This window comes from Pseudomonas sp. TH31 (assembly GCF_016650815.1).
In the GTDB taxonomy this organism is placed as follows: Bacteria; Pseudomonadota; Gammaproteobacteria; order Pseudomonadales; family Pseudomonadaceae; genus Aquipseudomonas.
In genome coordinates this window covers 122,135-142,036 of sequence record NZ_JAEKEZ010000022.1, presented here as the reverse complement: position 1 = coordinate 142,036, position 19,902 = coordinate 122,135, and the positions used below count along the sequence as shown (strand labels likewise).

At 60.5% G+C, this 19,902-nt stretch carries 16 protein-coding genes and 1 pseudogene; 1 reads left to right on the top strand and 16 read right to left on the bottom strand.

Features of this window, described 5'->3' with window-relative positions; translation table 11 throughout:
* The first annotated feature begins 125 nt into the window (after positions 1-125).
* Complete coding sequence (locus JFV26_RS15300) at positions 126-1,628, top strand: sensor domain-containing diguanylate cyclase (RefSeq protein ID WP_201193625.1); 1,503 nt, start codon at positions 126-128, stop codon at positions 1,626-1,628.
* Positions 1,629-1,789: 161 nt separating this feature from the next.
* Here JFV26_RS15300 and lpxC read toward each other — a convergent pair whose 3' ends face one another.
* The 16 genes and pseudogenes from lpxC to mraZ form a co-directional block, all read right to left on the bottom strand.
* Positions 1,790-2,701: a UDP-3-O-acyl-N-acetylglucosamine deacetylase gene (gene lpxC / locus JFV26_RS15295; protein WP_201193622.1), complete on the bottom strand. Its 912-nt coding sequence runs from the start codon at positions 2,699-2,701 to the stop codon at positions 1,790-1,792.
* 112 nt (positions 2,702-2,813) lie between these two features.
* Positions 2,814-4,007: a cell division protein FtsZ gene (ftsZ, locus tag JFV26_RS15290; RefSeq protein ID WP_033061342.1), complete on the bottom strand. Its 1,194-nt coding sequence runs from the start codon at positions 4,005-4,007 to the stop codon at positions 2,814-2,816.
* A gap of 75 nt (positions 4,008-4,082) precedes the next feature.
* The gene (gene ftsA, locus JFV26_RS15285; RefSeq protein ID WP_046048247.1) at positions 4,083-5,342 is read right to left on the bottom strand and encodes a cell division protein FtsA; all 1,260 of its coding nucleotides are present in this window, start codon (positions 5,340-5,342) and stop codon (positions 4,083-4,085) included.
* 15 nt (positions 5,343-5,357) lie between these two features.
* Positions 5,358-6,226 (bottom strand): annotated as a pseudogene (locus tag JFV26_RS15280) (cell division protein FtsQ/DivIB).
* A gap of 4 nt (positions 6,227-6,230) precedes the next feature.
* A complete protein-coding gene (locus JFV26_RS15275; protein ID WP_201193619.1) occupies positions 6,231-7,199 on the bottom strand; it encodes a D-alanine--D-alanine ligase in 969 nt (322 codons plus the stop codon).
* Positions 7,196-8,656 carry a UDP-N-acetylmuramate--L-alanine ligase gene (gene murC, locus JFV26_RS15270; RefSeq protein WP_201193617.1) on the bottom strand — a complete coding sequence of 487 codons (1,461 nt, stop codon included), beginning with the start codon at positions 8,654-8,656 and terminating at the stop codon, positions 7,196-7,198. The genes JFV26_RS15275 and murC overlap by 4 nt, the downstream gene beginning before the upstream one ends.
* Positions 8,649-9,719, bottom strand: a complete 1,071-nt coding sequence (murG, locus tag JFV26_RS15265; protein ID WP_201193616.1) for an undecaprenyldiphospho-muramoylpentapeptide beta-N-acetylglucosaminyltransferase — start codon at positions 9,717-9,719, stop codon at positions 8,649-8,651. The genes murC and murG overlap by 8 nt, the downstream gene beginning before the upstream one ends.
* Entirely contained in the window at positions 9,709-10,926 is a 1,218-nt protein-coding gene (gene ftsW, locus JFV26_RS15260) for a putative lipid II flippase FtsW (protein WP_446739930.1), read from the bottom strand. Before ftsW ends, murG begins: the two co-directional genes overlap by 11 nt.
* Positions 10,923-12,269, bottom strand: a complete 1,347-nt coding sequence (gene murD, locus JFV26_RS15255; protein ID WP_201193614.1) for a UDP-N-acetylmuramoyl-L-alanine--D-glutamate ligase — start codon at positions 12,267-12,269, stop codon at positions 10,923-10,925. Before murD ends, ftsW begins: the two co-directional genes overlap by 4 nt.
* Before the next feature lie 5 nt (positions 12,270-12,274).
* Positions 12,275-13,357, bottom strand: coding sequence for a phospho-N-acetylmuramoyl-pentapeptide-transferase (mraY, locus tag JFV26_RS15250; protein WP_201193612.1), 1,083 nt, complete (start codon positions 13,355-13,357; stop codon positions 12,275-12,277).
* The gene (locus tag JFV26_RS15245; protein WP_201193610.1) at positions 13,357-14,724 is read right to left on the bottom strand and encodes a UDP-N-acetylmuramoyl-tripeptide--D-alanyl-D-alanine ligase; all 1,368 of its coding nucleotides are present in this window, start codon (positions 14,722-14,724) and stop codon (positions 13,357-13,359) included. The genes mraY and JFV26_RS15245 overlap by 1 nt, the downstream gene beginning before the upstream one ends.
* The gene (locus JFV26_RS15240; RefSeq protein ID WP_201193608.1) at positions 14,717-16,180 is read right to left on the bottom strand and encodes a UDP-N-acetylmuramoyl-L-alanyl-D-glutamate--2,6-diaminopimelate ligase; all 1,464 of its coding nucleotides are present in this window, start codon (positions 16,178-16,180) and stop codon (positions 14,717-14,719) included. Before JFV26_RS15240 ends, JFV26_RS15245 begins: the two co-directional genes overlap by 8 nt.
* Positions 16,180-17,919 carry a peptidoglycan D,D-transpeptidase FtsI family protein gene (locus JFV26_RS15235; RefSeq protein WP_201193847.1) on the bottom strand — a complete coding sequence of 580 codons (1,740 nt, stop codon included), beginning with the start codon at positions 17,917-17,919 and terminating at the stop codon, positions 16,180-16,182. Before JFV26_RS15235 ends, JFV26_RS15240 begins: the two co-directional genes overlap by 1 nt.
* Positions 17,919-18,212 carry a cell division protein FtsL gene (gene ftsL / locus JFV26_RS15230; protein WP_201193606.1) on the bottom strand — a complete coding sequence of 98 codons (294 nt, stop codon included), beginning with the start codon at positions 18,210-18,212 and terminating at the stop codon, positions 17,919-17,921. The genes JFV26_RS15235 and ftsL overlap by 1 nt, the downstream gene beginning before the upstream one ends.
* Complete coding sequence (rsmH, locus tag JFV26_RS15225; protein WP_446739929.1) at positions 18,209-19,156, bottom strand: 16S rRNA (cytosine(1402)-N(4))-methyltransferase RsmH; 948 nt, start codon at positions 19,154-19,156, stop codon at positions 18,209-18,211. The genes ftsL and rsmH overlap by 4 nt, the downstream gene beginning before the upstream one ends.
* Positions 19,153-19,608, bottom strand: a complete 456-nt coding sequence (gene mraZ, locus JFV26_RS15220) for a division/cell wall cluster transcriptional repressor MraZ (RefSeq protein WP_008147486.1) — start codon at positions 19,606-19,608, stop codon at positions 19,153-19,155. Before mraZ ends, rsmH begins: the two co-directional genes overlap by 4 nt.
* Between the last annotated feature and the right edge of the window lie 294 nt (positions 19,609-19,902).

Sequence of the window (19,902 nt, the reverse complement as noted above, 5' to 3'; positions counted from 1 at the left end):
CATTTATACCTTTGCCCAGTAACATCCAAATATCCATGACTGATTGCTGCGATGAGCGCGCGTCCTTCGGGAAACGACGTTTATGGAACTACGCTTATAAAGTCCCTTCAGCAGACATCAGAACCATGACAGCAAGCCGAACCCCGTACACTCCAGGCAGGACCGGACGCCCTGAGCTCCTGCTGATTCTCGGCAGCTGCCTGACGGTCATCGCGATCCTGAGCATCGTGACCTTCCTGCTGATCCGCGAACACGCCAATGCCCAGCAGGACGCGACCCGCAGCGCGACCACCATTGCCCAGTTGATCGACGCCGACGTGTTGCGCACGGTCGAACTCTACGACCTGACGCTGCAAGGGCTGATTGCCGCTTCGCAACGCGATGACCTGAAACAGATGCCACCGCAGGTCCGGCAACTGGTGCTGTTCGATCGATCCACCGCGGCACGCTTCAAGGGCGACATCCTGTTGCTGGACAAGCACGGCGAGGTGCTGGCCGACTCATCGCTGATCGAGCCAAAACCGGATAACTACGCCGACCGCGACTACTTCGAAGCTCATGTCTTCGACCGCGATACCGGAATGTTCATCAGCCGCCCGTTCAAGCCCCGCTGCGACTGCGCAGACAGTGACCAATGGCGGATCAGTTTCAGTCGGCGCATTTCCTCACCCACCGGAGAGTTCATGGGCGTGGCGGTAGCGTCGATGCGCCTGGCTTACTTCGACGAGTTGTTCAACAGCCTGAACATCGGTAACGACAGCACGCTGAACATCATCAACAACGACGGCATCCTGCTGGCGCAAAAGCCTTACCTGCAAAGCGACTCGATCGGCAAAAGCTTCGCCAGCCGTCCCAACGTCGTGCGCATCCTGCGAGAGGGCAGCGGCAGCTTCAACAGCGTGTCGAGCATCGATCACCGAAAGCGCCTCTACACCTTTTCCCGAGTCGGCAATCTGCCTTTGACAGTGATTGTCGCCCTCTCCAGCACTGAAGTGTTCGGCACCTGGGAACGCACAGCGATGGTCATCAGCGGCGCCACCAGCGTGCTGTGTATCGGCCTGCTGTGGCTGACCTGGTTGCTCTGCCGCGAATTGCGCTTGCGTCACAACGCCGAGCGAGAGCTGGCGCAACTGGCAGCCACCGATGCCTTGACCGGCGTGGCCAACCGCCGAACCCTGGATCAGGCCTTGCGCCATGAATGGTTTCGCGCCCAACGCTCCGGTAAACCGCTGTCGGTGCTGATGATCGATGCCGACCACTTCAAGGCCTTCAATGACCGGCATGGCCATCCGGGCGGTGACGATGCGCTGCGCTCGCTGGCCAAGGTCATCAGCAGCAATGTGCGGCGGCCAGGCGATATGGTCGCCCGTTACGGCGGTGAGGAGTTTTCGGTGATCCTGCCGGAAACCGACAGCGCGGGCGCGCAGCAGATTGCCGAACACATCCGTGAGGCTGTGGAGCAACTGCCGTTGGTGGCGGATGCCAAGACGCCGATGACTGTCAGTATTGGGATTAGTACCTGGACCAGTGCGAGTGAGATCAGCCTGGAGCAATTGTTGTTTGCGGCGGACAAGGCGTTGTATCAGGCCAAGGAAGGGGGGCGGAATCGGGTGGTTAGCGCAGGTTAAAAGCGAAGATCAAAAGATCGCAGCCTTCGCCAGCTCCTACATTTGAAATACGTTCTCCTGTAGGAGCTGCCGAAGGCTGCGATCTTTGATTCTGATCTTGATTCATCGGGCATAAAAAAGGCCACCCGAAGGCAGCCTTTAAAAACTAGAGAGGTTTTTGCTTACACGGCCGCAACAGGACGCATGTAAGAGATCGGTGCAGTGCTGGCGTCTTCGAAAGTCACGACTTCCCAAGCATCTGTCTGCTCAATCAACTTGCGCAGCAGCTGGTTGTTCAATGCATGTCCGGACTTGAAGCCCTTGAACTCACCAATCAGGCTATTGCCCAGCAGGTAGAGGTCACCAATTGCATCGAGGATCTTGTGCTTCACGAATTCGTCTTCATAGCGAAGGCCGTCTTCGTTCAGTACACCATCCGCGTCGACCACAATAGCGTTTTCAACGCTGCCGCCGAGTGCGAGGTTGTGCTTGCGCAGGTACTCGATATCACTCATGAAACCAAAGGTACGGGCACGGCTGACTTCTTTTACGAACGAAGTGCTGGAAAAATCCACGCTTGCACTTTGTGTGCGGTCACGGAAAACCGGGTGATCGAAATCGATCTCGAAGCTCACTTTGAAACCTTCGAAAGGGACGAAAGTGGCGCGCTTGTCGCCGTCTTCCACTGTCACTTCCCGCAGGATCCGGATGAACTTCTTGGCAGCGTCCTGTTCTTCCAGGCCGGCCGATTGAATCAGGAATACGAAAGGTCCAGCGCTACCATCCATGATTGGGACTTCGGACGCGGAGAGCTCGACGTAGGCGTTATCGATGCCCAGGCCAGCCATGGCCGAGAGCAAATGCTCCACCGTGTCCACCTTGACGTCACCGTTAACCAGTGTGGTCGACATAGTGGTTTCGCCAACGTTTTCCGCGCGAGCAGGAATCTGCACCATAGGGTCCAGATCGGCACGAACAAACACGATGCCGGTGTCGATAGGTGCAGGCTTGAGGGTCAGGTATACCTTCTCCCCGGAGTGCAGGCCTACACCTGTGGCACGGATAATATTTTTCAGTGTGCGTTGTTTAATCATGGCTTGGGCCGCTTCAGCGCAAATTGCGAACTGGTATCAACAAAGGCTGGCGATGATAGCAGACCAGACCTTTGCTGAACACCAATCACCTTCATCGCCCTGATACATTCCATCAATCAGCCTGACGACGCAGGAAAGCCGGGATGTCCAGGTAATCCAGATCGTCTTGCGGATTCATCTTCGCGGCAGTCGCAGCACCGGCCTGAGCCTGGTTGCGCATGACGGTCGGACGGTCCAGGTCACGGTAGTTCACAGCAGGCGCTTCCTGACGAGAAGGCGCTTGTTGCTGCGGCTGCGATGCCACGGACGTATGCATGGTGTTGTCGATGACCTTCACAGGCTTCTCGATTTTCGCGCCCAGACCAGTGGCAACCACAGTCACGTGCAGCTCGTCGCGCATGTCCGGATCGATAACCGTACCGACCTTGACCATCGCGTGCTCGGAAGCGAAGGCTTCGATGATGCTACCCACGTCGGAGTACTCACCCAGGGACAGGTCAGGACCGGCGGTGATGTTCACCAGGATGCCGCGTGCACCTTGCAGGTTCACGTCTTCGAGCAACGGGTTGCGAATGGCCGCTTCGGTGGCCTCGCGTGCACGGTTCGGACCGCTGGCGCAGCCAGTGCCCATCATCGCCATGCCCATTTCACTCATTACGGTACGTACGTCAGCAAAGTCGACGTTGATCATGCCCGGACGCTTGATGATGTCGGAGATACCGCGAACGGCACCGGCCAGTACATCGTCAGCCTTGGCGAAAGCCGACAGCAGGCTGGCGTCTTTACCGAGGATGGTCAGCAGCTTCTCGTTGGGAATGGTGATCAACGAGTCGACGCTTTCAGACAGCAGACGGATACCTTCGTCGGCGATCTGCATACGCTTGCGGCCTTCGAACGGGAAAGGACGAGTCACCACCGCAACGGTGAGGATCCCCATTTCCTTGGCCACTTCGGCAATGATTGGCGCAGCACCGGTACCGGTACCGCCGCCCATGCCAGTGGTGATGAACACCATGTTGGTGCCCTGCAGGACTTCGGCAATGCGCTCACGATCTTCGAGAGCGGCCTGACGACCTACTTCAGGGTTGGCGCCGGCGCCCAGACCTTTGGTCACACCGGTACCCAATTGCAGGATGGTCCGCGCGCCGATGGATTTCAGCGCCTGGGCATCAGTGTTGGCGCAGATGAATTCAACGCCTTCAATGTTGCTCTTGACCATGTGGTTGACAGCGTTGCCGCCGCCTCCGCCAACACCGATAACTTTAATAACCGGGCTTGCGGGGATGTTGTCTACGAGTTCGAACATGTTCCCTCTCCTTACATTCTCTAGTTTTTTCGCCTACTGCTTTTTGCTGCGGTCTTGCGGTGTCGCGGTAAATCTTTAGAAGTTGCCTTGTACCCAGCTCTTGATGCGATCGAGCAAGGCGGCTTTCGGTTCTTCATTGCTGTAGCTGTCGCGGCTGCTGATGCCCGAGAACGAAATCCCGTCGGACTGCTTTTGCAGGCCGTACATCAACAGGCCAACGCCAGTGGAATAAATCGGGTTGCGAACCACGTCATCCAGACCCTTGACGCCGTGCGGCACGCCCAGGCGGACCGGCATGTGGAAGATTTCCTCGGCCAGTTCGACCGCGCCTTCCATCTTTGACGTACCACCGGTCAGCACAATGCCGGCCGGGATCAGGTCTTCGTAGCCGCTGCGGCGCAGTTCGGCCTGGATCAGCGTGAACAACTCGTCGTAACGCGGCTCGACCACTTCGGCCAGGGCCTGGCGGGACAGCTCGCGCGGTGGACGATCGCCAACGCTTGGGACCTTGATGGTTTCACCGGCACCGGCCAGTTTGGCCAGGGCGCAGGCGTAACGGATCTTGATTTCCTCGGCGTACTGGGTCGGAGTGCGCAACGCCATGGCGATGTCGTTGGTCACCTGGTCGCCCGCAATCGGGATCACCGCGGTGTGACGGATCGCGCCTTCGGTGAAGATCGCGATGTCGGTGGTGCCGCCGCCGATGTCCACCAGGCACACGCCCAGTTCTTTCTCGTCGTCGGTCAGGACCGAATACGCGGAAGCAAGCTGCTCAAGAATGATGTCGTCGATTTCCAGACCGCAGCGACGCACGCATTTTTCAATGTTCTGTGCGGCGTTGACAGCGCAGGTCACTACGTGAACCTTGGCTTCCAGACGTACGCCCGACATGCCCAGCGGCTCACGGACGCCTTCCTGGTTATCGATCACGTAATCCTGCGGCAGGGTGTGCAGCACGCGCTGGTCAGCCGGGATCGCCACGGCCTGGGCAGCATCGAGTACACGCTCAAGGTCAGCAGCGCTGACTTCGCGATCACGAATCGCCACGATGCCGTGGGAGTTCAGGCTGCGGATGTGATTGCCGGCGACGCCGACAAACGCCGAGTGGATCCGGCAACCGGCCATCAACTGCGCTTCTTCGATGGCGCGCTGGATCGATTGCACGGTGGACTCGATGTTCACCACCACGCCTTTCTTCAGGCCACGGGACGGATGAGTGCCGATCCCGACGATTTCCAGCGTGCCGTCGTCCGAGACCTCGCCGACCAGCGCCACCACTTTGGAGGTGCCGATATCGAGACCGACGATCATTTTGCCGCTTTGCACGTTTGCCATGGGTCCTGCCTCTTCTTAATTCTTCGCGACAGCGGGTTTGGCTGTCGTCGGCGCTACAGGTTCCCGCCAGCCAACAGCGAGGCCGTTGGCGTAGCGCAGATCGATGCGCGCAATGTTCGTAATCTGTTCTTTAAGCGTCTTGTCGTAGATGGCAATGAAGCGGCGCATCTTTTCTACCAAAGCGCCGCGTCCCAGCAGCAGTTCGATCCCCGGGCCAGCGCTACCGGCCCCCGTAGTCAGGAACCAGCTGCCTCGGTCACGCAACTCCAGGCGTGCAATCGAGAAGCCCAATGGCCTGAGCATCTGGCTCAGCACCTGGTATTGCTGCATCACTTGCTGCTGGGCCCGTTGTGGGCCGAACAGCTGTGGCAGGTGTTCGTAGTTCGCCAGTTCCTTGGGCGTAAACGCCTGGCCCTGGTTGTTCAGCAACGCCTCGTCGCCCCAACGGGCCACCGGCAATTGTTCTTCGAGGCGGATGACCACCTGATCCGGCCACACCCGACGCACTTCGGCGTGGGCAATCCATGGCATCTGTTCCAGCTCGGTACGCATGCTCGCCAGGTCGATGGTGAAGAAGCTCGACGCCACGTACGGGGCGATCCGCTGCTGCACGGCTTGCTGGCTGATGTAACTCAAATCGCCCTGCACGTTGATCTTGGTGATCGGCCGGTCGGCGTAGGGCAGCAAACGCTGCGCGCCTTCGTAAGTGCCGAACCCCAGTGCAACCAGCAACACGGGCCAGAACAACGCTTTGAGAAAACCAAAATTGGCTTTCGGCAGACGCACAGACATCGGCTCTTTGGCCACCATTCGGCTGGCACCCCGCGGCACCGGCTTGCGGCCGGGGGTGCGGGGGGCTGATGTCTCAGCTGTGCGCCTTGCATGGTCTTAACCTCGCGGCTCGTGGTTGCCGGCAACGCTGGCGGCCAGAATCGCCAGAACCAGTTGCTGGAAATCCAGACCGGCAGCACGGGCCGCCATCGGCACCAGACTGTGATCGGTCATGCCCGGTGCGGTGTTGACTTCCAGGAACCAGAACTGCCCGTCGGCGTCCTGCATCACGTCTGCCCTGCCCCAACCGGCGATACCCAGCGCCTCGCAGGCTTTCGCCGTGAGGTCCATGAGTTCCTTTTCCTTATTGCTGTCCAGGCCACACGGAATCCGGTACTGGGTATCGCAAGCCACGTATTTGGCGTCGTAGTCGTAGAAGCTGTGCGTGGTGCCCAAGGCGATGACTGGCAACACCTGGTCACGCAGGGTGGCGATGGTGAACTCCGGACCTTGAATCCATTGCTCGACCAACACTTGCGAATCGTAGGTACTGGCCGCTTTCCATGCGTCGATCAACTCCGACGCGGAACTCACTTTGGCCATCCCGATACTTGAACCTTCATGGGCCGGTTTGACGATCAAAGGGAAGCCCAGTTCCGTGGCCGCCGAAATACAATCGGCCTCGGAGCCAAGAACGGCGTGGCGTGGCGTCGGAATCCCGAGGCTGTGCCAGACCTGCTTGGTGCGCAGTTTGTCCATCGCCAATGCCGACGCCAGGATGCCGCTGCCGGTGTAGGGAATGCCCAGGCATTCGAGCAGGCCTTGCATGCTGCCGTCTTCACCGCCACGACCGTGGAGGATGATGAAGGCGCGATCGATTTTTTCGTTCAGCAGACGCTGCAGCAGGTCATCGCCGACGTCGAGGCCGAACGCGTCCACACCAGCACTTTGCAGCGCTTCGAGAACCGCGTTACCCGACTTCAGGGAAACCTCACGCTCGGCACTCTTGCCGCCGAAGAGCACGGCGACGCGGCCGAAGTCTTTCGGCGCGATCGTGGAGACGAGGTTGGCGTAGGCAGCAGTCATTTCAATTTCCCCACAGCCGGGGCCGCAACGGCACCGGCGAACAACGGACTGTTCAACAGTTTTGGTGCGAGACCGCCGATATCACCGGCGCCCTGGCACAGCAGGATGTCGCCGGCACGCAGCAGCGGCTTGACGATCGGTGCCAGGTCGACACCGCGCTCGATGTAGATCGGGTCCAACTGGCCGCGCTGGCGGATGCTGTTGCACAGCTTGCGGCTGTCGGCGCCCGGAATCGGTTCTTCACCGGCCGGATAGACTTCCATCAGCAGCAGGACGTTGGCGTCGGCCAGTACATTGACGAAATCGTCGTACAGGTCCCGCGTGCGGCTGTAGCGGTGCGGCTGGTAAACCATCACCAGACGCCGCTCCGGCCAGCCACCGCGTACGGCTTTGATCACCGCGGCAACTTCGGTCGGGTGGTGACCGTAGTCGTCGACCAGCATCACGTGGCCGCCCTCGACCGGCAGTTCGCCGTAGACCTGGAAGCGTCGGCCGACCCCCTGGAACCCGGACAGGCCCTGGACGATGGCTTCATCGCTGACGCCCTCATCGGTGGCGATGCAGATGGTCGCCAAGGCGTTCAATACGTTGTGGTTGCCCGGCATGTTCACCGAGACATCCAGCGGCTCGCGCTCAGGGCGCAGCACGGTGAAGAAGGTCTGCATGCCTTGCTGGCGGACATTGATTGCGCGCACGTCGCAGTCGTCGCCGAAGCCGTAGGTGACCGTCGGGCGTTTGATCAGCGGCAGGATTTCACGCACCACCGGATCGTCCAGGCACACCACCGCCAAACCGTAGAACGGCAGGTTGTGGAGGAACTCGACGAAGGTTTTCTTCAGTTTGTTGAAGTCACCGTCGTAGGTCGCCATGTGGTCGGCGTCGATGTTGGTGACCACAGCCACCAGCGGCTGCAAGTGCAGGAAACTCGCATCGCTTTCATCGGCTTCAGCGATCAGGTAACGGCTGGTGCCGAGCTGGGCATTGGTACCCGCGGCATTCAGGCGGCCACCGATGACGAACGTCGGGTCCAGGCCACCGGCCGCGAACACCGAAGCGATCAGGCTGGTGGTGGTGGTTTTGCCGTGGGTACCGGCGACGGCGATGCCGTGGCGATAACGCATCAGCTCGGCGAGCATTTCGGCACGCGGCACCACCGGAATCCGACGTTCCAGGGCAGTGGCAACTTCCGGGTTGGAGGTGTTCACGGCACTGGAGGTCACCAGCACATCGGCGCTCGCGGCGTTCTCGGCACGGTGGCCGATGTAGATGTGAGCACCGAAAGATTCCAGGCGTTCGGTCACCGGCGACGCTTTGAGGTCGGAGCCTGAGACTTCATAGCCCAGGTTCAACAACACTTCAGCGATGCCGCACATGCCCACGCCGCCGATACCGACGAAGTGGATTTTACGGATCCGGCGCATTTCCGGTTGTGGCATGGCTTTCTGGTGCTCAACCATGGGCCACCTCCAGGCAGCTGTCGACGACGTTACGGGTTGCATCGGGTTTCGCCAGTCGGCGGGCCGCGTTGGCCATGTCATTAAGTCGTTGCGGTTGCATCAGGACCTCTGTCAGGCGTGCGGCAAGATCTGCGGCGCCAGTCGTTCTTTGCGGCATCAGGAAGGCAGCACCTTCACGAGCCAAATATTCGGCGTTGCGGGTCTGGTGATCGTCGATCGCGTGGGGCAAAGGCACCAGCATCGAGGGCAGACCGGCGGCGGCCAGTTCACTGATGGTCAATGCGCCTGCACGGCACACCACCAGGTCGGCCCAGCCATAGGCGTGGGCCATGTCTTTGATGAAAGGCTGCACTTGCGCCTCGACGCCAGCCTCGCGATAGCGCTGCGCAGTCACTTCATCGTGGTTTTTGCCGGCCTGATGAAACACTTCCGGACGCAGGTCGGCGGCGACTTGCGACAGGGCTTCAGGCAGCAACTTGTTCAACGGCTCTGCGCCCAGGCTTCCGCCCAGGATCAGCAAACGCGCCTTGCGACCGGCCAGGGCTGGTCGCGGTGTGTCGAGGAACAGCTCGGTGCGCACCGGGTTACCGGTGGTCCGTCGGCTGTCCGACAGGGTAAAGGTGTCGGGGAACGCTTCACAGACTCGGGCGGCCAACGGCATGAGCAACCGATTGGCGGTACCGGCCACGGCGTTCTGCTCGTGAACGATGATCGGCACGCCGGACAATTTGGCGGCAACACCGCCAGGACCGGTCACATAACCACCAAAACCGACCACGCACACCGGCCGCAGCCGACGAATGATCGCCCGCGCCTGCCAGATTGATTTGAGCAACATGAACGGGGCCTTGAGCAGCGACAGCTTGCCCTTGCCCCGCAGACCGCTGGCATTGATGCGATGCAGTTCCAGACCGGCCGCCGGGACCAGGTCGTTTTCGATGCCGCGCGGGGTGCCCAGCCAATGCACGGTGTAGCCGCGGGCCTGGAACTCGCGAGCGCAGGCCAACGCCGGGAACACATGCCCGCCGGTGCCGCCCGCCATGATCAATACGTTAGCGCCCATGGGGTGGCTCCTCGGCGAAGTCACTCTCCTGGAACTCCATCTCTTCACTGCCCAGGTGGGTTCGACTCTCCCACTCGATGCGCAGCAACAACCCGAGACAGGCACAGCAGATCACCAACGAACTACCGCCATAACTGAGGAACGGCAGGGTCAGGCCCTTGGTCGGCAGCAGGCCGACGTTTACCCCGATGTTGATCAGGAACTGACCAATCCACAGGAACGACAGCCCGTAAGCCACGTACGCCGCGAAGAACTGCTTGGCCTTCTCTGCCCACAAACCGATGTACATGCCACGAATACAGACAAAGACGAACAGCGCGACGGTGCACAAGGAACCCACGGCACCCAGTTCTTCGGCCAGAACCGAGAATACGAAGTCAGTGTGGGCTTCCGGCAGGTAGAACTGTTTCTGCACACTGTTGCCCAGGCCTACACCCAGCCATTCACCGCGACCGAAAGCGATCAAGGCTTGAGACAACTGATAGCCGGCACCGAACTGGTCGGCCCACGGATCCGCGAAGTTGGTCAGACGCGCCATGCGATACGGCTGCACTTGAATCAGCAGCACCACGGCCGCGAAAGCGAGGACCACCATCAAGGAAAACCGAAACAGCCCGACCCCGCCGAGGAACAGCATTGCCGCCGCCGCCCCCATCATGACGACGGTGGCACCGAAGTCCGGCTCCATCAGCAACAAGCCCGCCATCGGCAGCAGCACAATGAATGGCTTGAAGAAGCCCATCCAGCTTTCGCGCACTTCCTTCTGACGACGTACCAGGTAACCGGCGAGGTAGATCACCACGAACACCTTGGCGATCTCGGACGGCTGGACGTTGAAGAAGCTAAAACCGATCCAGCGCATCGAACCGTTCACTTCACGGCCGATCCCGGGGACGATCACCATGATCAGCAAACCGAAGGCACCCAGCAGCATCAGCCAGCCCAGGCGTTGCCAGGTGGCAATCGGGATCATCATGGTGATGACGCAGGCACCCAGGCCCAGCACGATGTAGATAAGGTGGCGAATCATGTAGTACAGCGCGCTGCCCGACTGCGCCGCGGCCACTTCGGTGGAGGCCGAGGCAATCATGATCAGGCCCAGGCCCAGCAACGCCAGGCAACCCGCGAGCATCGGGAAATCAAGGTCGATACCGCGCCCGGTGATAATCGGCGACGGGTACGGCTTGATGATATTTCGCAGGCTCATGCCAGATCCTCCACAGCGCGGACGAACTGGTGACCACGGTCTTCGTAATTTTTGAACATGTCGAAACTGGCGCAGGCCGGCGACAACAGCACCGCATCGCCCGGTTCAGCGAGGGCGCGGCATTGCTCCACGGCTTCAAGCAGCGAGTTGACGCGAATCAGCGACACGCCATCGCCGATGGCCTGGCCGATCAGGTCGGCGTCGCGGCCCATCAGCACCACGGCGCGGCAGTTGGCCGCCACCGGATCACGCAAATCCTTGAACTCGGCACCCTTGCCATCGCCACCGGCGATCAGCACGAGTTTGCCTTCGATGTCCGCGCCCAGGCCTTCGATGGCGGCCAGTGCGGCGCCAACGTTGGTGGCTTTGGAGTCGTTGTAATAGCTCACGCCATTGAGGTCGCGGACCCACTGGCAACGATGCTCAAGCCCGGCGAAGGTGCGCAGGCTCGACAGCATCGCGTCGAATGGCAGGCCGACGGCGTGACCCAGTGCCAGCGCCGCAAGGGCGTTGGACTGGTTGTGAGCACCGCGAACTTTCAATTCGCGCACCGGCATCAGGTTCTGGAATTCGAAGGCCAGGTATTTCTCGCCGTCCTCTTCGCGGATACCAAACGCCTTGAAATCAGGTTTGCTCAAACCGAAGGTCCAGCAAGGCTGGCCTTCGCCGATCAACGGACGGCTCAGGGCGTCCTGACGGTTGACCACAAACTGCTTGGCCCCGCGGAAGATCCGGTGCTTGGCCAGGTGATAGGCCGGCAGGCCGCTGTAACGGTCCATGTGGTCTTCGCTGACGTTGAGCACGGTCGCCACTTCGGCGTTAAGTTGAGCGGTGGTTTCGAGCTGGAAGCTCGACAGCTCCATCACGTACAACTCGACGTCGTCGCTGAGCAGGTCCAGCGCCGGTGTACCGAGATTACCGCCGACAGCGACTCGCTTGCCCGCCGCAACGGCCATCTCGCCAACCAGGGTGGTGACGGTGCTTTTCGCGTTGGAGCCGCTGATGGCGACAATCGGCGCCTTCGCGTTACGCGCGAACAGCTCGATGTCACCGGACAACGCCACGCCACGGGCCGCAGCGGCTTGCAGGGCCGGGGTCGCCAGCGCCAGGCCGGGGCTCACGTAGAGCTCGTCGGCACGGCACAGGAACTCGACGTCCAGCTCGCCACAACGCACTTCCACGTGCGGATAGTCACGACGCAGCGTGTCTAGCTCCGGTGGATTTTCCCGCGTATCGGCCACAGCAAACGACACGCCCCGGTTCGCCAGGAAGCGAACCAGGGACATGCCGCTCTTGCCGAGGCCGACAACGATGCGGAAGTGGTCAGAAGCGATCAGAGACACTCGTTCTACCTCAGCTTCAGGGTGGCAAGGCCAACCAGTACGAGAATCACGGTGATGATCCAGAAACGGACGATCACGCGCGGCTCGGGCCAGCCCTTGAGTTCAAAGTGGTGGTGTATGGGTGCCATTCGGAACACACGGCGACCGGTCATTTTGAAGGAGGCCACCTGGATGACCACCGACAGGGTTTCCATCACGAACACGCCGCCCATGATGAACAGGACGATTTCCTGACGGACGATCACCGCAATGGTGCCCAGGGCTGCGCCCAGTGCCAGCGCGCCGACGTCGCCCATGAAGACTTGGGCCGGATAGGTGTTGAACCAGAGGAACCCCAGGCCAGCACCGATCAACGCGCCACAGAACACGATCAGTTCACCGGCGCCCGGTACATAGGGGATCAGCAGGTATTCAGCGAATTTCACGTTACCGGACAGGTAGCAGAAGATCCCCAACCCGCCACCGACCATCACCGTCGGCATGATCGCCAGACCGTCGAGGCCGTCAGTCAGGTTGACCGCGTTGCTCGAACCGACAATCACGAAGTAGGTCAGGACGACGAAGCCTGCGCCCATCGGAATGCTGTAGTCCTTGAGCATCGGCAGGATCAGCGTGGTTTCTACCGGCGTGGTCGCGGTCATATAAAGGAAGAGCGCCGCGCCCAGGCCAAACACCGACTGCCAGAGATACTTCCAGCGGCTCGGCAAGCCACGGGAGTTCTTCTCGATGACTTTGCGGTAATCGTCGACCCAGCCAATGGCGCCGAACAACAGGGTCACCAGCAACACGGTCCAGACATAGCGGTTGCTCAGGTCAGCCCAGAGCAACGTGCTGACGCCGATCGACGACAGAATCAGTGCACCGCCCATGGTCGGGGTGCCCGATTTGGACAGGTGCGATTGCGGACCATCGTTGCGAACGGATTGACCGATCTGACGGTTCTGCAAGGTGCGGATCATCCACGGGCCGTAGCACAGCGACAACACCAGCGCGGTGAGCACGCCGAGAATCCCGCGCAGGGTCAGGTACTGAAAGACCGCGAAGCCTTTGTAGAACTGTTGCAGATACTCCGCTAGCAGCAGCAGCATTAATGTTTCTCCAGACTGGACCCGCACAAAGCGGCGACGATGTTTTCCATCGCAGCGCTGCGCGAACCCTTGATCAAAATAGTGGTGTTTGTATCTTGCTCGGCGCCCAGGGCTTCGATCAGTTCAGCCTGGGTGCTGAAGTGAAAGGCTTGCGGACCGAACGCGTTCACAGCGTGAGCCATCATTGGTCCAACCGCGTAAAGCGCAGAAACCTTGCCACGGGCGTACTCGCCCACGTCGCGGTGCCCCTGCTCTGCCCAGTCGCCCAACTCGCCGATATCTCCGAGCACCAGAACGGTGCGGCCGGAAAAGCCGGCGAGTATATCAACGGCGGCGCACATGGAGGTGGGGTTCGCGTTGTAAGTGTCATCAATAACGCGCATGCCGTTGGTGGCCAGTTGCGCGACGGTGCGGCCCTTGACCGGTTGAACCGCGCCGAGGCCCGTGGCGATGCCGAACAGCGACACGCCCAAGGCATGTGCGGCAGCCGCAGCGGCCATGGCGTTGGCAACGTTATGGGTGCCAAGCAGGTTCAACTGAACCCGTTCCACACCTTCAGGGCTGTGCAGATTGAACGCCGGGCAACCGCGGGCATCGCGATCCAGCTCGCTGGCATGGAAGTCGGCGCTTGGGTTGTTCAGCGCAAAGGTCAGCACTTTTCGAGCGCCAGCGCGGGTTTTCCAGATGCCGAAGGCCTTGTCGTCGAGGTTGAGAACGGCGACGCCATCGGCATCCAGCCCTTCGATAATCTCGCCTTTGGCTTCAACGATTTTTTCCGGCCCGCCGAATTCGCCAACGTGAGCAGTCCCGGCGTTATTGAGGATGGCTACGTGTGGCTTGGTCATGCCCACGGTGTAGGCAATTTCGCCAAGGCGCGACGCACCGAGTTCGATAACGGCAGCGGTGTGTTCCGGCGCCAGCTCGAGCAGAGTCAGCGGTACGCCGAGGTCGTTGTTCAGGTTGCCACGGGTCGCCAGCACCGGGCCGCGGGTGCGCAGAATGCTCGCGAGCATTTCCTTGACCGTGGTCTTGCCGCTGGAACCGGTGACGGCCGCAACCGGGTTGCTATAAGCCGCACGGTTCAGCGCGCCCAATTGGCCTAGGGCCTGACGGGTGTCTTTGACCAGCAGTTGCGGCAACGTGCTGTCGGCGACTTCGCGCTCGACCAATGCAGCCACGGCGCCTTTACCTGCCACGTCATTCAGATAGTCATGACCATCGAAGCGCGGGCCGGTCAGGGCAATAAACAACTGGCCTGGCTTGATCGCGCGGCTGTCGATGCTGACACCATCGAAACTGGCATCGCCGGACACCAGGCGGGCATTCAACACGCGGGTCAGTTCGCTGAGTTTCAAGGCTTTAAGCATGAGCCACCTCCCACGCGGTCAGGGCGTGATCGGCCTCGACCAGATCGGAGAAGGCATGGCGTTCGCCGTTGATTTCCTGATAGTCCTCGTGACCTTTACCGGCCAGGACAATCACGTCATCAGCAGTTGCACTGGCGATCAACTGGGCAATCGCCTGGCCACGACCCGCCACGAACGTCACGTTATCCACAGCGGTGAAACCGGCGCGGATGTCGTCGAAAATCACCGCAGGGTCTTCGGTGCGCGGGTTGTCGTCGGTGACCAGCACGCCATCGGCCAGACGCTCGACCACTTCAGCCATCAGCGCACGCTTGCCGCGATCGCGGTCACCGCCGCAACCGAACAGGCACAGCAACCGGCCTCTGGCATGTGGACGCAGGGCCAGCAAGACTTTTTCCAGCGCATCCGGGGTGTGGGCGTAATCGACCACCACCAGCGGCTGAGTCCCGCCGCCCAGGCGCTGCATGCGACCGGCAGGCCCTTCGAGTTTTGGAAGGACCTTGAGGATTTCGTCCAGCGCGTAGTCCAGACCGAGCAAGGCACCGACTGCGGCCAGGACGTTGCTCAGGTTGAAACGACCGAGCAAGGTGCTGCGCAAATGGTGCTCGCCTTGCGGCGTGACCAACGTGGCGCGCACGCCTTCGTCGTCAAACTGCGCTTCGCGGCAATAAAGGTAGGCGCTGGCGTCTTCCAGGCTATAGGTGATCAAACGCGATTCGCGCTTGTCAGCGGCCAGTTGCCGGCCGAATTCGTCGTCGAGGTTGATCACCCGGCACTTCAAATCGTTCCAGGCAAACAGCTTGGCCTTGGCTTCGCCGTAGGCCTGCATGGTGCCGTGGTAATCCAGGTGATCGCGGGACAGGTTGGTCATCACTGCCACATCGAACGCCAATGCGCTCACGCGGCCCTGATCCAGACCGTGGGAAGAGACTTCCATCGCCACCGCTTTGGCCCCGGCCTTTTTCAGGTCGGCGAGGGTCGCTTGCACTGCAATCGGGTTCGGCGTGGTGTGCAGGCCGCTTTCAAGCGCGCCATAAAAACCGGTGCCCAGGGTGCCGACGATGCCGCAGTGTTGACCGAGCAGGTCCAAGGCTTGCGCGACCAATTGCGTCACGCTGGTTTTGCCGTTGGTGCCGGTGACTCCGACCAGATTCAGGTGGCGGCTCGGGTCGCCATAAAAGCGCCCGGCAATGTCCGACAACTGCGCCGCCAGGCCTTTGACCGGAATCAGCGGCGCATCGGTGATCGGCAGCACGGTGGCGCCTTCGACTTCATAGGCCACCGCCGCAGCACCGCGTTGCAAAGCATCGGCAATGTGCGCGCGACCGTCGAGTTTGCCGCCGGGCACAGCGAGGAACAAATCGCCTGCCCGTACATTACGGCTGTCCAGGGTCAGTTCGCGGATCAACAGATCACGACCGGCATGGGCGAAAATCTTGTTCAGACTCAGAGACATCAGCCGCGCCCTCCATTGGCTTTCAGCGGAACGAGCGGTGCAGCGTTGACTTGTTGGGTCGGTGGCAGGTTATCCGGGGTGACGTTCATCAGGCGCAGCGTCCCGGACATCACTCGGCTGAACACGGGCGCCGATACCAGACCACCGAAGTAACCGGCCTTGGACGGCTCATCAATTACCACTACGATGGCGTAACGCGGATCGCTCATCGGGCCGAAGCCGGCGAACAGCGAGCGGTAGGAATTCTCGGCGTAGCCTTTGGTGCCCACGGACGTCTTACGCGCGGTACCCGACTTGCCAGCCACGTGGTAAGCCGGCACCTGCGCACGGAATACACCGCGCGGGGCCTCGATCACTTGGGTCAGCATGCCTTGCATGGTTTTGGCGACGTTTTCCGGGATCACCTGGGTGGTCTGCGGTGGCTTGTCGGTCTTGATCAGGGTCAGCGGCGCGATCCGACCGTTGTTGGCCAGCGCCGAGAACGCGTGAACCAACTGGATCGCCGTCACCGAAATGCCGTAGCCGTAGGACAGCGTGGCGGTTTCAGCCTTGCGCCATTCGCGGTAGTTCGGCAGGTTACCGACGCGCTCGCCCGGGAAACCCAGGCCGGTGTCCTGGCCGAGGCCGACTTTCTGCGCCAGACGGAAAATGGTTTCGCCGCCGATGTCGAAGGCGACCTTACTCATGCCGACGTTACTGGAGTTGATCAAAATGCCGGTCAGGTCGAGCACCGGGCCTTCGGTCTTCGATACGTCCTTGATGGTGTATTTACCGATCTGCAAGCTGCCCGGGTACACCTCGACGGTGTCGCTCGGCTTCCAGCGCCCGGTTTCCAGGGCGGCACTCATGGAGATCGCTTTCATGGTCGAGCCGGGCTCGAACACGTCGATCATTGCGCGGTTACGCATCATCGCCGGTTGCAGGTTGCGACGGTTGTTCGGGTTGTAGGTCGGCTGGTTGACCATGGCGAGGATCTCGCCGGTCTTCACATCCATGATCACCAGGCTGCCGGCCTTCGCGCCGTTCTCGATGATTGCGTTACGCAACTCGCGGTTGGCCAGGTATTGCAGGCGCAGATCAATGGACAACGCCAAGGGCTTGCCGGCCTTGGCGTTTTTGGTGACCTGGACATCTTTGATCAGTCTGCCGCGCCGGTCCTTGATGACCTGTCGCTTGCCGGCGACCCCGGCCAGCCATTCGTCGTAGGCCAGCTCGACGCCTTCGCGCCCGTGGTCGTCGATGTCGGTAAAGCCGACCATGTGTGCGGTGACTTCACCGGCCGGGTAGAAACGGCGGAACTCTTCAATGCCGTAGACGCCAGGCACTTTCAGGTCGAGCACCGACTGGCCTTGCTCAGGCGTCAACCCGCGCACCAGATAGATGAATTCCTTATTGGCCTGGGCTTCGAGGCGTTCGGTCAGGGCTTTCGGATCCTGGCCCAGCGCTGCTGCCAGTGCCGGCCACTTCTCTTTGGCCAGCTGCATTTCCTTGGCGTTGGCCCACAGGGTGGTAACCGGGGTACTCACGGCCAAAGGCTCGCCGTTACGGTCGGTGATCAGACCACGGTGAGCCGGAATAGGAATGTGACGGACGCTACGCGCGTCGCCCTGCCCCTTGAGGAAGTCACGGTCGACCACTTGCAGGTCGATGATGCGCCAGCAGATTGCAGCCACCATGACGCCGAGCAACCCCATGACCACGCGGAACCGCCAAGGGAAAAGTGCACCCTCAAGTTTCATCATGGCGCCACCATCCGTACTTCAGCAGCGCCGGGAATGCGCATCTTCAGTTGTTCGGTGGCCAGGACTTCGATGCGGCTGTGGGCGGTCCAGGTGCTCTGCTCGAGAATCAACCGGCCCCACTCGGCCTGTGCCTTGTCGCGCACGCTCAACTCGTTGTACAGCGAGTTCAACAACTGACGGTTCCAGTGGGCGCTGTAAGACACGCCGATGGCTGACACGATCACGCCAATAAACAACAGCAGCATGAAAAAGCTTCCGCCGGGAAGTGGCTTGGCGAAAAGCTTGCTCACCGCAGCTTCTCCGCGACGCGCATGATGGCGCTACGAGAACGTGGGTTGGCTTTGAGTTCGGCCTCGGAGGCGGACTGCGCTTTGCCATGGACTTTGATTTTCGGTTCGAAGGCGACGTGACGGACCGGCAGGTTGCGCGGCAGGTTGTCGGTCTCGCCTTTCACCAGTTTGCGCATGAACAGTTTGACGATGCGGTCTTCCAGCGAATGGAAGCTGATGACCACCAGGCGACCACCGACTTCCAGGCATTCCAGTGCGGCTTCGAGGCCGGCTTCCAGATCGCCCAGTTCGTTGTTGACGTGAATACGCAGGCCCTGGAACGCACGGGTGGCCGGGTTCTTGCCTTTTTCCCATGCCGGGTTGGCGACTTTCAGGACTTCGGCCAGGTCAGCAGTGCGCTCGAACGGCTTGATGTCGCGACGCTCGGCCACGGCACGGGCCATGCGACCGGAGAAGCGTTCTTCGCCATATTCCTTGAACACCCGGGCGATTTCTTCCACCGGCGCGGTGTTGACGAATTCGGCAGCGCTGATCCCGCGGGACGGATCCATGCGCATGTCCAGCGGGCCATCATTGAGGAAGCTGAAGCCGCGCTCGGGGTCGTCGAGCTGTGGCGACGAGACGCCCAGGTCGAGCAAAATGCCGCTGACCTTGCCGGCCAGACCGCGTTCGGCAACTTCCGAACCGAGCTCGGCAAAGCTGCGCTGCACAACGACAAAGCGGCCGTCTTCGGCCGCTAGCGTTTGCCCGGTGGCAATCGCTTGAGGATCTTTATCGAATCCGAGCAACCGACCATCGGGACCGAGCTGGCTGAGGATCAACCGACTGTGTCCGCCGCGTCCGAACGTACCGTCCAGATAGCAGCCATCAGGACGTACGGCGAGAGCCTCCACGGCTTCGTCAAGCAGTACGGTGATGTGGTTAAAGCCGCTATCAATAGTCACAGGATCAAATCACGCAGTTCATCAGGCATGGCGCCCGGTTGTTGAATAGCAGCCAGGTCAGCGGCAGAAACCGCATCCCAGGCATCCTCGTCCCATAATTGGAACTTGTTCAGTTGGCCCACCAGCATTGCGCGTTTATCCAACTTGGCATATTCGCGCAGACGCGGCGGAACCAGAAAACGACCACTGCCATCGAGCTCGAGGTCGACGGCATTACCAATCAGCAAACGTTGCAGGCGGCGGTTCTCTTCGCGAAGCGAAGGCAGTGCGCGCAGTTTGGTTTCAATAATTTCCCACTCATCGAGGGGGTAAACGCACAAACATGGATCAACGGCATCGATGGTGACGATTAATTGACCGGAACTTCTCGAAACCAGCTCGTCACGGTACCGGCTCGGCATAGCGAGACGGCCCTTTGCATCGAGACTGATAGCGTTAGCTCCGCGAAACACGTCAGCGTTTCTCCAATTTTTAGCGTTTTGAGCTCAAAAAACCCACTTCATGCCACTTTCCGCCACTTGTGCACACTATAGGAATGCGCCCACCACACCGTCAAGGCGCGGATTAAAGGAAAACCCTTACAGAACGGAGATTTAGGAGGGTAAAAGGAGGGGTAACGAGAATCTGGCGTATGTTTTCGCTCAATAACTTGAATCAGCACGGATAGCTGCATTCGAAAGTTAAAGTAATTTGTTAAGAGTAAGATTTTTTCGGTATTACGAGAGGGGGTCTGCTGGTGTTTATGT

Bases quoted from the DNA above. Each gene is read 5' to 3' on its own strand.
- JFV26_RS15300 (WP_201193625.1), top strand. From the start codon at position 126: ATGACAGCAAGCCGAACCCCGTACACTCCAGGCAGGACCGGACGCCCT.
- lpxC (WP_201193622.1), bottom strand. From the start codon at position 2,701: ATGATTAAACAACGCACACTGAAAAATATTATCCGTGCCACAGGTGTA.
- ftsZ (WP_033061342.1), bottom strand. From the start codon at position 4,007: ATGTTCGAACTCGTAGACAACATCCCCGCAAGCCCGGTTATTAAAGTT.
- ftsA (WP_046048247.1), bottom strand. From the start codon at position 5,342: ATGGCAAACGTGCAAAGCGGCAAAATGATCGTCGGTCTCGATATCGGC.
- JFV26_RS15275 (WP_201193619.1), bottom strand. From the start codon at position 7,199: ATGACTGCTGCCTACGCCAACCTCGTCTCCACGATCGCGCCGAAAGAC.
- murC (WP_201193617.1), bottom strand. From the start codon at position 8,656: ATGGTTGAGCACCAGAAAGCCATGCCACAACCGGAAATGCGCCGGATC.
- murG (WP_201193616.1), bottom strand. From the start codon at position 9,719: ATGGGCGCTAACGTATTGATCATGGCGGGCGGCACCGGCGGGCATGTG.
- ftsW (WP_446739930.1), bottom strand. From the start codon at position 10,926: ATGAGCCTGCGAAATATCATCAAGCCGTACCCGTCGCCGATTATCACC.
- mraY (WP_201193612.1), bottom strand. From the start codon at position 13,357: ATGCTGCTGCTGCTAGCGGAGTATCTGCAACAGTTCTACAAAGGCTTC.
- JFV26_RS15245 (WP_201193610.1), bottom strand. From the start codon at position 14,724: ATGCTTAAAGCCTTGAAACTCAGCGAACTGACCCGCGTGTTGAATGCC.
- JFV26_RS15240 (WP_201193608.1), bottom strand. From the start codon at position 16,180: ATGTCTCTGAGTCTGAACAAGATTTTCGCCCATGCCGGTCGTGATCTG.
- JFV26_RS15235 (WP_201193847.1), bottom strand. From the start codon at position 17,919: ATGAAACTTGAGGGTGCACTTTTCCCTTGGCGGTTCCGCGTGGTCATG.